Genomic DNA, 14726 nt, shown 5'->3' with positions numbered 1-14726 from the left:
CAAGATTCACGACGCCGGACGCCATCGAGCCCACCGCGCGGCACCGCCAATCGGCCGGCCGGGGGCCGACCGGCGCGGGCCGACCGGCGGGGACCGACCGGCGGGGACCGACCGGCGGGCAGGGACCGACCGGCGGGCGGGCGCGGGCGGCGGAGGGCTGGGGCCGGCGGACGGCCGGCGGCGGACGGGGCGGCGGACCGGACGGCGGACGGGGACCGACCGGCAGGCGGGCGCGGGCGGCGGCGGGCGGCGGGCGGCGGGCGGCGGGCGGCGGGGAGATCCTCCGCTGCCGAGAGGGCCCACGCCGGCCACGGTCGGCGGAACCACCCCGCCGCCCCCGACGCCCCGCCCTCGGCACTCCGGCGTGGGCGCACAGACGGGGCAGCTCTACAGCGTCGGCAGCACCATGGGTGCCGACCGCCGGTGGTGGACGAGATGGCGGCCACCAGCGGCGCTCGGGGACGGTGGCGCAGTGGCGGGGAAACGTCGGGCCTGCTGGCGGCGTCGGACGTCCGCTCGTGGAACCGTCTCCGACCTCCGGTGCCTTTGGGTGGATGGAGCCACCACACGGGGTGGCGCGTCCACACGAGGAGGACGTCGATGACGGAGCGGATCAGGGCACTGCTGGATTCGGCGGTCGCCGACACCCACCCGACCAGCGCCGACCCGGTACCGGAGGTGCTGAGACGCGGTGCCGCCGCGCGCCGACGCCAGGTCACGACCGGACTGGCCGGCGTCGTGACGGTCGCGCTGCTCGTCGGCGGCGGACTGGTCGCCACCGGCTGGCCGACCGGTGACGCGTCCGGGATCGGCCCGGCTGCCAGCCCCACCGGCCGCCGCACCCCTGACCCACTGCCCGACGGCAGCGGCCGCAAGGGCACGCCCCGTCCGTTCCTGGTTGAGCTCGGAGACGACGAGGCGATACGGGTCAACGGGCTGGTCGTGCCGGCGCCGCCCGGCTGGCGGGTGAACCGGGACGTCAGCCGGCCGCTGACCTACTGCGAGGTGCCCGCCCGGTCGATCCTGGTCGACGTCAACGTCGGTCCGGGCGGCGACTGCGACGCGCAACCGATGGTCGTGGTCCGCCGCTGGCATCCCCCGTACGACCCACCGAACCTACCGCCCCAGACCTTCAGCTCGGGTCTGACCGAGGTGGTCCTGCCCGGCGGGCAGCCCGCCTGGTTCGCCGACAATGACGTCGACGGCTTCGCGGCGTTCGGACGTGGCCGCTGGGCCGCTTTCAATGTGGAGATGCCCTGGTCGGGCGCGGGGCTCACGGTCGAGATGACGCCAGCGGAGTTGAACCCGTTCGCAGCGTCGATCCACAGCGCCACGGAGAAGCCCGGCCGCCTGGTGCTGCCGGAGGCCGCACCCGCCGCCCAGCTCGGCCAACGGGGACACGACCGGATCGACTCCAGCGACGCGACCGCCGTCGCGATGGTGCTGGACCGGCTACGTGACCTGGACCGGACGGTCGACGAGGACGAGCTGACCTGCTCCTCGGGGGAGCCTCTGACCCCGGCCTGGAAGCCGGCCGCCCGGGACATGGCCGCGCTCACGCTGATGTACCCCTCCGGATCGCCGCAGGCGGTGGTGGCGATCAGCAGTACCGACGACTGCGCTTTCGCCACCTCCTCGATGGGTGGCCGGGTCTGGCTGCCCGAGGGTTTCCTCGCCGAGATCCGCGCCCTGCTCGCCCCGGCGGGGCGCTGATGGCCCCCGCCACCACCGCCGGGCCGCCGGGGTTCGCCGAGTTCGTCAACGCCCGGTACGTCCCGCTGGTGCGGCACGGCACGCTGCTCACCGGCGACCACGGGCACGGCGAGGACCTGGCACAGGAGGCGCTGGTCAAGACGTACCGGGCCTGGCACCGGCTCCACCCGGACGGCGACGCCGAGGCGTACACCCGGCGGGTGATGGTGCGGGCGGCCTGGCGGGCCGGACGGCGGCTGTGGCGGTGGGAGATTCCCACCGGGGAACTGCCGGACCGGCTGGCCGAAGACCCGTACGAGCCGCGGGACACCGCCCGCCTGGTGCTCGCCGCGCTCCGTGCGCTCCCCGCCCGGCAGCGCGTGGTGCTGGTCCTGCGGTACTGGGCGGAGATGCGCGAACAGGAGATCGCCGAGCTGTTGGGCTGCTCGACGGGAACGGTGAAGAGCCGGGCCAGCCGGGCGATAGCCAGCCTGCGACGGCTCGACGGGCCCCTGGCCGAACTGTTCGAACCCGCCCGGGTGGACTGACGGGTCAGCCGGCACGGCCCTCCTGTCAACGGGGGCTGGCCCGCCACCCGGGCGGTCGGGTGGCGGGCCAGCAGGAGGAAAGACGGATCGGGCGGGTCAGGAGAGGCCGGCGCGCGCGGCGACGGCCGTGTCCGGGTGGTCGGCGAAGACGCCGTCCAGGCCCAGCCGGAAGAACAGCTCGTACTCGGCGGTGATGTCGCCCCGGGCGTTCGGGTCGGTGCCGATCCGGTGGTCGACGGCGAGGAACTGGTTCTCCGCGCGGAACGTCCAGGCGTGCACGTCCAGCTTCTCCCGGTGCGCGTCCCGGACGATGGTGGTCGGCGCGAGCAGCCTGCCGGCGGCGTCCCGGGGCACGATCAGGTTCTTCTGCGCGCCGACGATGTCGGCGTACCCGGCGATCCAGCGCAGGCCCGCCGGCGTGGCCAGGTCGGCGTAGGTGCGCGGGTCACCGGCGACCCTGAAGTCGTACGGGCGGCCGGACGCGTCGAGGAGCTGCGCCAGCTTGACGTCGATCATCTTGTCCAGCTTGCGCAGGTTGGCCGTCTCGAAGGACTGGATGACCACCGACGAGCTGGGCTTGGTCAGCTTGTTGGCCCGGAGCACCTCGACCAGCGGCTCCTCCAGGGGCAGCCCGATGGAGGCGAAGTAGGTGGGGTGCTTGGTCTCCGGGGCGATGCCGATCACCCGGCCGCGCTTCCGCCCCTCCTCCCGGGCCACGTCGACGACCTCCTGGAGGGTGGGCACCTCGAACCGGCCGTCGTACGCGGTGTTGGTGACCCGGACCTGCGGCAGCCGTTCCTTGGCGCGCAGCGTCTTCAGTTCGGCGAGGGTGAAGTCCTCGGTGAACCAGCCGGTCACCGCGACCCCGTCGATGGTCTTCGTGGTCTTCCGGGCGGCGAACTCGGGTCGGGCGGACACGTCGGTCGTCCCGGAGATCTCGTTCTCGTGCCGGGCGACCAGCACGCCGTCCTTCGTCGGGACGAGGTCGGGCTCGATGTAGTCCGCGCCCATCCGGATCGCCAGCCGGTACGCCTCCAGGGTGTGCTCGGGCCGGTAGCCGCTCGCCCCACGGTGGGCGATCACGACCGGCCGGTCGGTGGCCCGCGACCGGTCCGGGCGGGCCTGCGCTTCGGCCCCGACGGCCGTGGCGGTGGGCACGGCCACCGCGACCGTGAGCAGCGCGCCGGCCACACCGAGGGCGGAAAGGGTACGTCGCAACGCCGTCTCCTGTCATCGAGAGGAATCGCGATCAGCCAAGCGGCGGCCGGCGACCGGAAGATGGTCTCCGACTGACCGGCAGGTGAATGTCGGAATGGTTGTCCTCGCGTCTGCGGAGGATGCCCGTTTCCGCACCCGGTGCCGTGCTCCGGCACGAAGATTGGCTGGTGCGCCGGCTTCTCCGTCACCCCGTGCGGATCGTGCCCCTCGGTTTCCTGGTGGCGATCCTGCTCGGCACGGGTCTGCTGATGCTGCCCCCGGCGACCGAGGAGCACCGGATCACCCCCTTCCTCACCGCCCTGTTCACCGCGACCTCGGCGGTTTCGGTCACCGGGATGGTCGTGGTGGACACGCCGGACTACTGGACCCCGGTCGGACTGGTGATGATCACCGTCCTGACGCAGGTCGGCGGTCTGGGCATCCTCACCGGTGGCACCCTGGTCATCCTGCTGGTGGCCCGTCAGCTGGGGCTGCGCAACCGGTTGCTGGTGCAGGCGGAGACGGCCGAGTTCGGCATCGGTGACGTACGCCGGTTGCTGCTCAGGATCGGCCTCACCATGCTGGTCTGCGAGGCCGTGATGACCACGGTCCTGGCCCTGCGCTTCGTCCTCGCCTACGATTATTCGCCGGGCCGGGCCCTCTGGTACGGCTTCTTCCACGCGGTCCAGGCGTTCAACAACGGCGGCTTCTCCCTCTACCGGGACAACCTGACCGGCTTCGCGCACGACGGGTGGGTCACCCTGCCACTGGCGTTCGGCTCGATCATCGGCGGGCTCGGCTTCCCCGCGCTCTTCGAGGCCACCCGGAGCTGGCGACGACCGGGCCGCTGGACGATCGGCACCAAGCTGACCGTCTGGGGCAGCCTGGTGCTGCTCGCGGTCGCCTTCGCCGTCCTGCTGGCCGCCGAATGGAGCAACCCCCGCACGCTCGGCTCCCTCGGCTGGGAGGGCAAGGCGTTGGCCGCCTTCACCCAGGACGCGTTCGTCCGCACCGGCGGGTTCAACACGCTGGACATCACCGGGTTGGACGAGGCGAGCTATCCCCTGCTGATCGCCCTGATGTTCATCGGCGGCGGCAGCGCCAGCACCGCCGGGGGCATCAAGGTCGCCACCTTCTTCCTGCTCGCCTTCGCCATCTGGGCCGAGGTGCGGGGCGAGCCGGACGTCACCGTCGGACGGCGTCGGGCGGCCACGGCGAGCCAACGTCAGGCGCTCACCGTGGCCCTGCTCAGCGTGGCGCTGGTGGTGGCCGGCACGGTGGCGCTGATCCTGCTGACCGAGCGGCTGAGCTACGACCGGGCCCTGTTCGAGGTGACCTCGGCGTTCAGCACCACCGGGCTCTCCACCGGCGTAGCGCCCACCCTCCCACCCGCCGGACAGCTCATCCTGATCGCCCTCATGTACATCGGGCGGGTCGGCACCCTCACCCTCGGGTCGGCGATCGCGTTGAACACCCGAAGACGGCTGTACCGGTACCCGGAGGAGCAACCCATTGTCGGCTAGACGTAACCCCGGCGGAGACAGCCACGGCGTCGTGGTGATCGGGCTGGGCCGGTTCGGCACCTACCTGGCCGTGACCCTCACCCGGCTCGGCCACGAGGTGCTCGCCATCGACCGGGATCTCCAGACGGTGCAGCGGTGGTCGTCCCGGCTGGACCGGGTGGTGCAGGCCGACGCGACCGACGAGACGGCGCTACGCCAACTCGGCGTCGCCGACTTCAAGCGGGTGGTGGTGTGTATCGGCGCGGCGGTGGAGGCGAGCATCCTTACCGTCCTCGCGCTCATCGAGGTCGGCGAGTCGGCGATCTGGGCCCGCGCCACCTCCCGGAAGCACGCCCGGATCCTCTCCGCGATCGGCGCGCAGCACGTGGTCTTCCCGGAGGCGGAGACCGGGGAGCGGGTCGCCCATCTGATCGTCAGCAACATGCTCGACTTCATCGGGTTCGGCGACGACTTCGCCATCGCCAAGGTCCGGGTGCCACCGCCCCTGGTCGGCCGCACGCTGGCCGAGGTGGCGCCGGCCGCCCGCTACGGCGTCATGGTGGTCGGGGCGAAGCTGCCCGGCAGACCGTACGAGTACGCCGTGGCGGAGACGGTGCTCCCCGAGGGCTCCCTGCTGATCGTGGAAGGCGGCATCGACCAGGTGCAACGGTTCGCCGGGCTGACCTGAGACCCGTCGCGGGAGCGCGTGGTCACCGGCGAGGGACGGACCTCACCCCTCGGCCGGGTCCTCGCCGTCGTCGCCCCCATCGTCCCCGTCGTCGCCGTCGTTCCCGCCGGTGTCATCGGGACTTGGGGTCACGTCCGGAGTTGGCTCCGGATCCGGGGCCGGTTCCGTCACCGGGGGCGTGGGCTCCGGGCTTTCGTCTTTTTTTCCCTCACCGTCCTTGTCCTTGTCCTTGCCTTTGCTCTTGCCCTTGTCGTTCCCGTCGTCGTCCGAGTCCCTCGTGCGGGTGTTCGTGCCGGACGTGGTCGTGGAGCCGCCGGTCCGCGTCGCGCCACCGCCCGAGGCGACCGTCGGGATGGGCGTGGGCGAGCTGCCGGCCACCCCGGCGACCCGGACCTCGCAGGTCTCGGTACCGAGTTCGAACCGGACCGGCAGCGGGTTCGACCCGGCGTACCGGCCGGTCAGGGCGATCTTCTCGGCGGCACCGGGCGCCAGCGCGGCCTGCCCGGCGGCCGGGAGGACCTCGACCGTCCGCCCCTGCTGCCGGACCATCGCCGGGTTCGGGCCGCTGACCGTCTGGTCGCCCGGCAGGGTGAAGCGCATCGTCCAGTCCCGCAGCTCCGTCTTACCGGTGTTGGTCAGGGTCACGTCGGCGGTGAACGTGCGACCGTCGTCGCGGCGCAACGCGTAGTCGACCGTGCAGGGCGCCGGCCGGTCCAGCCCCATCCGGGCCTCGTCCGGGCTCACCTGGTCGCCGCTGGCCGGCTGTTGCGCGCTCATCCCCCACACCACGCCGGTCACCGCGAGCAGGCCGGCCGCCACCGCGCCCGCCTGCGCCTGCCGCCGTCGCCGGCCCTTCGCGCGCCGCGACCGGCTGACCGACAGCGGCAGCGCGTCGGTCGCCGCCGACCAGGGCAGGATCGTGGTGTTCGCGGCGGCCAGCAGCGCCGCGTCCGACGGGCCGGCCGGCGACACCGGCAGGGCGGCGGCCACCCCGGCCGCCTCGGCGAGGGTACGGGCCAACTCGACGCTGGTCGGTCGGTCCTCGGGGCGCTTTGCCAGGCAGCGGTCCACCAGCTCGACCACGTCCCCGGGCAGGCCGGGCACCGCTGGCATCGGCGCGGGGTCGGCCTGCACGTGGGCGCGGAGCATCTGGGTGGTGGTGCTCGCCTGCCAGGGGAGCCGCCCGGTCAGCATCCGGTAGAGCAGCAGCCCGACCGCGTACACGTCGGTGGCCGGGGAGACCGAGCCACCGTCGAGCCGTTCCGGAGCGACGTACGCCGGGGTGCCGAGCAGCGCGCCGTCCGGCCCCTTCTCGCTCTCCCCGACCAGGGCGGAGATGCCGAAGTCGACGACCTTCACGCCGGTCGGGGTGAGCATCACGTTCCCCGGGGTGACGTCCCGGTGCACCACGCCCCGGGCGTGTGCGGCGGAGAGGGCGGCGGACGTCTCGGCGGCGATGGTCACCGCCTCCCGCCAGGGCAGTTGCCGGTCCCGGCCGAGCCGGGCGGTCAGCGGCGGACCGTCGACCAGCTCCATGACCACGTACGGGACGGTCAGCCCGACCTGCTCCGACTCGCCGTAGTCGTAGACGTTGGTGATGTGCGGGTGGAGCAGTCGGGCGGCGGCCTGCGCCTCGGCGCGGATCCGGTGCCGGAAGGCCCGGTCACTGGCCAGCCGCGAGGCGAGCACCTTGACCGCCACCTGACGGCCGAGCACCTCGTCGTATCCACGCCAGACCACGGACATGCCGCCCGCACCGACCTGTTCGATCAGCCGGTACCGGTCACCGAGAAGTTGCGCGCCCTTGCCGACCCCATCGCCCATGGCAACAGGTGTTGCCCGACCGACCGGATAGTTACACCGACCACGACAAAATCGGTCAGCATCGCCACCGATCGGGCGGTGCGGAGGCCCCGCCGGGACGCCGTGTTCAGGCGGTGGCGAGAAGCTGGTCGACCGGGGCGTAGTCGTCAGTCAGCACCAGCGCGTCATCGACGAACGCGGTCAGGTCGGCACCGGACAGCAGCCGGGTCGGCTCGTCGAGCGTGGCGAGCCGTTCCTCGGTGGCGGCCAGCGGCAGTGGCTGGTCCGAGGCGACGATGAGGAAGTTGGACCCGTACTCGCCGCGCAGCGCGGCCGGCGGGGCGACCAGGGCCACGTGCCGGAACTCGGCGGCCACGGTGGCCACCTCGGCACGGATGAACCGCAGCGGCGGGTAGTCGATGACGTTCTGCACGTAGATCCCGCCGGGACGGAGCACCCGGCGGATCTCGGCGGCCATCTCCCGGGTCGCCAGGTGCCACGGCACCACCAGGTGTCCGAAGGCGTCTCCCACCACGAGGTCCCGACTGGCGGCGGGCTCCCCGGCGACCAGCATCCGGGCGTCGCCGACCTCGGCCCGCATGTCCGGTCCGGTGCGCAGGCCCAGGTCCGACCGGCCGAGGTCGACCAGTCCCCCGTCGATCTCGAAGACCAGGTTGTCGCTGCCGGGGCGGGTGGCGGCGAGGTAGCGGGGCATGGTGAAGCCGCCACCGCCGACGTGCAGCGCGTCCATCCGCTGCCCGGCCGGGGCCGCCACGTCGGCGACCGCCCCGATCCACTGGGTGTACTCGAACTTCAGGTACGTCGGGTCGGCCAGGTCGACGTACGAGTGCTGGGCGGAGTTCAGCAGCAGCGTCCGGCCGGTCGGCCGGCTGCCGTCCACCTCCACTGACGCGCAGTGGTATGCGGTTTCCATGTCGCACGGGTCCGGCGCGACGGCGGCCAGGCCCGCTCCGGCCAGCCCGAGCACCGCCAAGGCGGCGCGGGCGCGGGCCGGACCGGGCAGCCCGGTGCGGTCCTGCCGGTACAGGTAGACCCCGAGGGCTATCCCGCTCACCCCGAGCGCCACCGCCAGCCCCAGCATGATGACCGAGCTGGGCAGGGCCGCCACCAGGACGAATCCGGTGGCGAGGGTGGCGGTGATGCCGCCGAGGGTGCCGATGCCGGAGAGCCGACCGACCACCTGCCCGGTTCGGCGCAGGTCGGCGAGCTGGAGTTTCACCACCAGCGGGGTGACCGCCGACAGCAGTGCCGCCGGCACGAAGACGGCCGCCGCGACGAGCAGCAGGATCGCGCTCGCCGCACTGCCGCGCAGCACCTCACCGGCGTACCGGACCACGGGCAGGGTGACCGCGGTGGCGATGCCGGCCAGCACCAGCGCCGGGGCGAGCAGGGGGCGCGGGTCCCGCCGGTCGGCGAGCCAGCCGCCGGTCCACGCCCCGTACGCGATGGCGGCCAGCGCGATCCCGATCACTGAACTGGTGACCTGGAGGGTGACCCCGACGTACGGGCCGACCAGACGCAGGGCCACGGTCTCCAAGACCAGCACGGCCCCGCTGGAGAAAAAGACCAGGAACGCGGCGAGACCGGTGGGCAGCGCCCGAACCGGGGCCGGCGCGGACGGGGTGACGTCGACGTCGACGGGGGACTTCGGGGAGCTCACCGCTGCGATGGTACGCAGCGTTCCTGGTAGGGACGGTCAGTACATGGAGAGATGAACGTGGTTCGTGTGGTCGGCAGCGGGGCTGCCCCGGCCGCCGTACGCCTGCCAGCCGGTGCCCGGATGCCAGATCTGCCGGTACCAGATCACGTAGAGCACGCCGAGGCGGCTGGCGTTGCGGACGTACCAGGCGGCGAGCCGGTCACCGTAGTCCTTGTCGCCGCCGGTGGCCGTCTCGTCCTTGAAGCCGTTGGTGGCGGCGGAGAAGTCGCACGCCCGCCCCTTGGGGTGTTCGCCCGACCCGCCGCTGCGGAAGCAGGAGACGTGTCGCCGGTAGCCGGCCGCCTGGGCCTGCTGGAGGGCGTTGAGGGTGCGCGCGGTGATGCAGCCCGAGGTGGTCGGGTCGTTCACCGAGCAGGACTCCGACGGCCAGGAACCATCCGGATTGCGCGGCGCCGGCCGGGCGGTGGCGGACCCACCGCTGCCGAAGCCGCTACTGGGGCCGGAGCTGACCGCGGCGAGCGCCCGTTCGGCCTCCCGCTTCTTCTTGGCCAACTGGTTGACCTGCTTGATCTGCTCGCGGACCTCGGCGTCGATGGCCAGCTTGGCCCGGTCGGCACGGCCGCGTTCGTCGGCGAGCGCCCGCAGTCGCTGGGCGTCCCGCTGGGCCATCACGTCCAGTTCGGCGGCCCGCTGGAGGAACGTCTCCGGCGCGCTGCTCTGCAACAGCAGCCCGGTGGCGGTCAGCCGCCCCTGCTTGTACGACTGGACGGCCACCTTGGTCACCTGGGCGGTCAGTCCGACCAGTCGGGTCTCGATGTTCTTCAGCTCGGTGGTGAGCTGCTCCTGCCGCTTCTTGGAGTTCTCCAGCTTGGCGGTGGCCTCGATGTGGCCCTTGGCACTGGCCTCCAAGGCGTCCCGAAGCGCCTTGGTGCCGCCCTCGGCCGGCTCGGCGTGCGCGGGGGCGGCCCCGCCGAGCACGAGCGCCACCACGGCGAGCAGTGCGACCAGCGGCCGGAGGCCGCGACACCGGTGGAGAGCCGTCCTGCGCACGAAAGCGATGTCCTCTCGTCAGCCGGGACGCGGCCCGGCCCCGGGCGCGTCCTCGGCGTGGACCGCCGGTCACAATACCGGACCGCCGGCCGCCGTCCGAGCCGGTGACGGCTCGGACAGCCGGCCCGTCGGGGTGTCTCAGTCCGAGCCCGTGACTACCCGGACGGCCGGCCCGTCGGGGGTGTCTCAGTCGGCGAGCAGGGCGGCGTGCACCGCGTCCCAGATCTGCTCGTTCGCGGCCACCAGCAGCCCGTGGTCGTCGACGGCCGGGTGATAGTCGGTGCCGTCGAACCGGCGGACCACCCCGCCGGCCTCCCGGACCAGCAGCGCGCCCGGCACGTGGTCCCACGGGAACGTCCGCCAGAAGAGCACGAAGTGCTGCGTGCCCGCGAGCACGTCGAGGTACTCCCGGCCGGCGCAGTGCTGACCGGGGAGGACCTCGCCGAGCCGCCGGCCGCCGGCCGTCGCCCGGGACCGCATCGGCGGTGGCAGGTAGTGGCTCATCGACGCGCCACGCAACTCGTCGAGGGGCGGCACCCGACCGGCCGTGTCGACCGTCCGGCCGTCCAGACGTACGCCCGCGCCGGCCCGGCCCACGGCCAGGTTGTCGGCCAGCGGGTCGAGGATCCAGGACGCCGCCGGTTCGCCCTCGGTCAGCAGGGCCACCATCAGGGCGAACGGCCGCTGCCCGGAGGCGAAGTTGGCGGTGCCGTCGACCGGGTCGACCAGCCAGACGTCCCCCGTTGCGCGCAGGTGCGCCAGGAGCGCGGGGTCGGCGGCGACGGCCTCCTCGCCGACCACCACCGAGCCGGGACGCAACCGGAGCAGCTCCTCGGAGATCATCTCCTCGGCCCGCTGGTCGGCGACGGTGACCACGTCGCCCGGGGCCTTCTCGGTGATCTCGTGGTCGTCGAGACGGCGGAACAGCGGCACGACGATCTGCTCGGCGGCCTTGCGCAGCAGGCCGCCGACGTCGTCGAGCAGGGTGTCGTCAACCACGCGGCGGCAACTTGACCACGCTGACGAAGAACTCGTCGATCTGCCGGACCACCGAGATGAACCGCTCGAAGTCGACCGGCTTCGTCACGTACGCGTTCGCGTGCAGCTGGTAGCTGCGGAGGATGTCCTCGTCGGCCTGAGAGGTGGTGAGCACCACCACCGGGATCCGGCAGAGCATCTCGTCCCTCTTGATCTCCTCCAGCACCTCCCGGCCGTCGCGCCGGGGCAGGTTGAGGTCGAGCAGGATCAGGTCCGGCGTCACCGCGTCGGCGTACTGGCCCTCGCGCCGCAGGTAGGCGAGCGCCTCGGCGCCGTCGGAGACGACGGTCAGCCGGTTGCGGAGCTTGTGCTCCTCGAACGCCTCCTGGGTCATCAACACGTCGCCCGGGTCGTCCTCGACGAGAAGGACCTCGATCGGGCTTCTGCCGTCCGCCGGAGCGGTCATCGCACTGTCTCCTTCGTGCCAGCCGTCCTGCCGCTCGTCGCCTGGTCCGGACGCTGGTCGTCAGCGTCCCGAAGGGTGTCGTCGGTCGGCCCGGTCGTTGCCGTTTCGTCGATGTCGGCGGGCCGGGCACGTTCCGCGCCCGGCTCCGCGTCGGTGCTTCCGGCCGGCGCGTCGTCCCCGGTCGCGTCGGCGTCGCCGTCCCGCTCGTCGGCCGCCGCCCGGGCGGCCTCGACGTCCTCGGGCAACGCCGGGAGGGTGAACCGGATAGCCGTGCCCTCCTCGGTGTCGGTGTCGACCCAGACCCGACCGCCGTGGTACTCGACGATCTTCTTGACGATCGCCAGGCCGATGCCCGTCCCCGGGTAGGCGTCCTTGGAGTGCAACCGCTGGAAGATCACGAAGATCTTGTCCGCGAACTCCGGTTCGATCCCGATACCGTTGTCCCGGCAGGTGATCTCCCACTCGCCGTCCACCAGACGCGCCGACACATGCACCCTCGGCGGCACGTCCGGCCGACGGAACTTCACCGAGTTGCTGACCAGGTTCGCCAGCAGGTTGGTCAGCAACGGCTCCTCACCCCGGATGGTCGGCAACTCCGACCAGGTCAACTCGGCACCGGCCTGCTGCCGGGCGACCTCCGTCTGCCCCGCCACCTCCGCCATCACCCGATCCAGGTCCACCTCCGTGAAACCCGTCGTCAGACGACCGATCCGGGAGAACGCCAACAGATCGTTGATCAGACGCTGCATCCGCTGCGCCCCGTCCACCGCGAACCCGATGTACTGGTCGGCACGCTCGTCGAGCTGCCCCGCGTAACGACGCTGGAGCAACTGACAGAAACTCGCCACCTTACGCAACGGCTCCTGAAGGTCGTGCGAAGCCACGTACGCGAACTGCTCCAGGTCACGATTGGACCGGACCAACTCCTCAGCCTGCTTCTGCAGCTGCGTGTTGACCCACTCGATCCGCTCCCGGGCCTCCCGCACCTCGGCGAGATCCTTGGCGATCTTGCGCCGCATCGCCTCGACGTCGTCGGCGAGCTGTTGGAACTCCGGTGGCCCGGACCCGCTGATCTCGTGCTGGTAGTCGCCCTCGGCCACCTCCCGCACCTGACCGGCCAGACCGGTGAGCGGCCGGACGACCATGCGCTCCAGCGAGACCAGCAGGACCGCGCCGGCCACGACCACCACCAGCGCCGCGATGATCAGCAGGACGACCAGCAGGTTGCCGGTCCGCCGGATGTTCCGCTCGTTGGCTTCGCGTTCGGCGAGGATCTCCGCCTCCAGCCGCGACATCGAGCTGCGGATCTGGTCGAACTCCTGCCGGGTCCGGTCGTTGATCAGGTTCTGGGCCGCCTGGGTGCCGTCCTGGTCGACCGTCGTGATCACCGGTACGGCCACTGCCTGCCGCCACCGCTCCGCCTGGATGCGGACGGCGTCCAACTCTCCCCGGACCGCCGGGTAGTCCTCGGCGAGCCGGCCCATCGACTCGATCCGATCCCGCTCCTGTTCGACGCCGCTCTCGTACGGCAGGAGATCCTGGCGGTCGCCGCTGACCGCGTACCCGCGGACGGCGGTCTCCTGGTCGAGCAGCGCGTTGAACAGTTCCTGCGCCTGGACCCGCAGCGGACCGGTCTCGGTCAGCACCGCGTCCGTGTGGGCCCGGTTCCGTGCGGCCACCGCCGCCTCGGCGGCGGCCAGGCCGACCAGCAGCACGCCGACCACGGTCAGCAGGGTGACCACCCGCTGGCGCAGCGTCCACCCCCGCGTGACGGCGTTCACCGGCCACCGCCCCGGCTGACCAGCAGCATCGCCACGTCGTCGGCGAGCGGGCCACCGTTGATATCCTCCGCCTGGCCGACGAGCCAGCCCGGCAGCTCGGGCAGGGGCACGGCCCGGCTGGCCGGCTCGCCGACCAGGGCGCTCAGCCCCGGCACGTCGAGTCGCTCCTCACCGTTGCCCACGCGCCCCTCGATCAGGCCGTCGGTGTACATCAGCAGGGACCAGTCATCGGTGGGAAACTCCAGGTCGAAGGCGACGGGCCGACGGGGGCGCACACCGAGGAGCAGGCCGCCCCGGGCGGGCACCGGCGCGACCTCACCCCCGGCGATCAACAGTGGCGGCGGGTGCCCCGCCAACCGTACGGTCGCCCGGTTGGCGTCCAGGTCCAGCCGCGTGGTGGCGACGGTCGCGAAGATCTCCTGGAGCCGGCGTTCGCTCATCAGCACCTGCTCCAGGGCGGGCAGCACCTCGTCGTCGGGCACCCCGGCGAGGATCAGGGCCCTCCAGGCCACCCGCAGTTCCACACCGAGCGCCGCCTCGTCCACGCCGTGTCCGCAGACGTCCCCGACGATCAGGTCGATCCGCCCCGGCCGGGTCTGCACCACGTCGTAGAAGTCCCCGCCGATCAGGGCGGCGTGCCGGCCCGGGCGGTAGAAGGTGTGCACCGCGATCCGGTCGCGCTCCATCAGCAGCGGCGTCGGCAGCAGGCCGCGTTCCAGGCGAGCCGACTCGGCCTGCCGCAGCTCGACCTCGCGGAGCCGGCGGGCGTTCTCGTCGGCCCGCTTCCGCTCGACGGCGTAGCGCAGCGCGCGGGTCAGCAGGACGCCGTCGACGGTGCCCTTGACCAGGTAGTCCTGCGCGCCCTCGGCGACCGCGACGATGCCCAGGTGCTCGTCGGAGCGACCGGTGAGCACGCAGACCGCCGCGCCGCCCGCCATGTCGAGGACCTGACGCAGGCCGTCGATCCCCTGGGCGTCGGGCAGGCCGAGGTCCAGCAGGACGCAGTCGACCCCGACCACCCGCTGCCGGGCCTCGCTCAGGCTCGTGGCGACCAGCAGGTCGATCATCGAGTTGGTCTCGGCGAGCAGCTCCCCGACGAGGAACGCGTCTCCCTCGTCGTCCTCGACCAGCAGGACCCGCAACCGCTCGCCGGGCGGCAGCGCCGGGTGCCGGCCGAGGCCACCGTGCGGGTACGCCAGCGGCGCGACGGTGGCGCGGGGCAGCCCCGCCCCCGGCACGGACCGGGTCACCGCCGCGAGACGCGGAAGATCACTACTGATGTCGCGCTCCTTCCGAGTGCCCTGCTGATCCTGTATTAGACAACGGTCGCACACAACACG

Annotated in this window: 12 protein-coding genes; 4 read left to right on the top strand and 8 right to left on the bottom strand. The window is 72.6% G+C overall.

The window, feature by feature from the left end:
* Window positions 1-600: 600 nt before the first annotated feature.
* Window positions 601-1713 carry a hypothetical protein gene (locus GA0070618_RS13700; protein ID WP_088981982.1) on the top strand — a complete coding sequence of 371 codons (1113 nt, stop codon included), beginning with the start codon at window positions 601-603 and terminating at the stop codon, window positions 1711-1713.
* The gene (locus GA0070618_RS13695; RefSeq protein WP_088981981.1) at window positions 1713-2240 is read left to right on the top strand and encodes a SigE family RNA polymerase sigma factor; all 528 of its coding nucleotides are present in this window, start codon (window positions 1713-1715) and stop codon (window positions 2238-2240) included. The genes GA0070618_RS13700 and GA0070618_RS13695 overlap by 1 nt, the downstream gene beginning before the upstream one ends.
* Before the next feature lie 96 nt (window positions 2241-2336).
* Here the strand turns inward: GA0070618_RS13695 and GA0070618_RS13690 are convergent, their stop codons facing one another.
* Window positions 2337-3458, bottom strand: a complete 1122-nt coding sequence (locus tag GA0070618_RS13690) for a glycerophosphodiester phosphodiesterase (protein ID WP_088981980.1) — start codon at window positions 3456-3458, stop codon at window positions 2337-2339.
* A 119-nt stretch (window positions 3459-3577) separates the two neighbouring features.
* On the opposite strand from GA0070618_RS13690, the gene GA0070618_RS13685 reads away from it, so the two are divergent.
* Window positions 3578-4960: a TrkH family potassium uptake protein gene (locus GA0070618_RS13685; protein ID WP_088981979.1), complete on the top strand. Its 1383-nt coding sequence runs from the start codon at window positions 3578-3580 to the stop codon at window positions 4958-4960.
* Window positions 4950-5627 carry a potassium channel family protein gene (locus GA0070618_RS13680; RefSeq protein WP_088981978.1) on the top strand — a complete coding sequence of 226 codons (678 nt, stop codon included), beginning with the start codon at window positions 4950-4952 and terminating at the stop codon, window positions 5625-5627. Before GA0070618_RS13685 ends, GA0070618_RS13680 begins: the two co-directional genes overlap by 11 nt.
* Window positions 5628-5669: 42 nt before the next feature.
* Here the strand turns inward: GA0070618_RS13680 and GA0070618_RS13675 are convergent, their stop codons facing one another.
* The 7 genes from GA0070618_RS13675 to GA0070618_RS13645 form a co-directional block, all read right to left on the bottom strand.
* The gene (locus GA0070618_RS13675; protein WP_143740579.1) at window positions 5670-7451 is read right to left on the bottom strand and encodes a serine/threonine-protein kinase; all 1782 of its coding nucleotides are present in this window, start codon (window positions 7449-7451) and stop codon (window positions 5670-5672) included.
* Window positions 7452-7557: 106 nt separating this feature from the next.
* Window positions 7558-9111: a fused MFS/spermidine synthase gene (locus tag GA0070618_RS13670; protein WP_088981977.1), complete on the bottom strand. Its 1554-nt coding sequence runs from the start codon at window positions 9109-9111 to the stop codon at window positions 7558-7560.
* Window positions 9112-9147: 36 nt separating this feature from the next.
* On the bottom strand, window positions 9148-10161 hold the full coding sequence (locus GA0070618_RS13665; RefSeq protein WP_088981976.1) for a coiled-coil domain-containing protein: 1014 nt from the start codon (window positions 10159-10161) through the stop codon (window positions 9148-9150).
* Between the two features lie 186 nt (window positions 10162-10347).
* On the bottom strand, window positions 10348-11160 hold the full coding sequence (locus GA0070618_RS13660; RefSeq protein WP_088981975.1) for an inositol monophosphatase family protein: 813 nt from the start codon (window positions 11158-11160) through the stop codon (window positions 10348-10350).
* Window positions 11153-11605 carry a response regulator gene (locus GA0070618_RS13655; protein ID WP_088981974.1) on the bottom strand — a complete coding sequence of 151 codons (453 nt, stop codon included), beginning with the start codon at window positions 11603-11605 and terminating at the stop codon, window positions 11153-11155. Before GA0070618_RS13655 ends, GA0070618_RS13660 begins: the two co-directional genes overlap by 8 nt.
* Window positions 11602-13386 carry a sensor histidine kinase gene (locus GA0070618_RS13650; RefSeq protein WP_088981973.1) on the bottom strand — a complete coding sequence of 595 codons (1785 nt, stop codon included), beginning with the start codon at window positions 13384-13386 and terminating at the stop codon, window positions 11602-11604. The genes GA0070618_RS13655 and GA0070618_RS13650 overlap by 4 nt, the downstream gene beginning before the upstream one ends.
* The gene (locus tag GA0070618_RS13645) at window positions 13383-14636 is read right to left on the bottom strand and encodes a PP2C family protein-serine/threonine phosphatase (protein ID WP_414467582.1); all 1254 of its coding nucleotides are present in this window, start codon (window positions 14634-14636) and stop codon (window positions 13383-13385) included. The genes GA0070618_RS13650 and GA0070618_RS13645 overlap by 4 nt, the downstream gene beginning before the upstream one ends.
* Window positions 14637-14726: the final 90 nt, after the last annotated feature.

This window comes from Micromonospora echinospora (genome assembly GCF_900091495.1).
GTDB classification, from domain to species: Bacteria; Actinomycetota; Actinomycetes; order Mycobacteriales; family Micromonosporaceae; genus Micromonospora; species Micromonospora echinospora.
The sequence above is the reverse complement of the archived record's forward strand: the minus strand, read 5'-3'. Positions and strand labels throughout refer to the sequence as shown.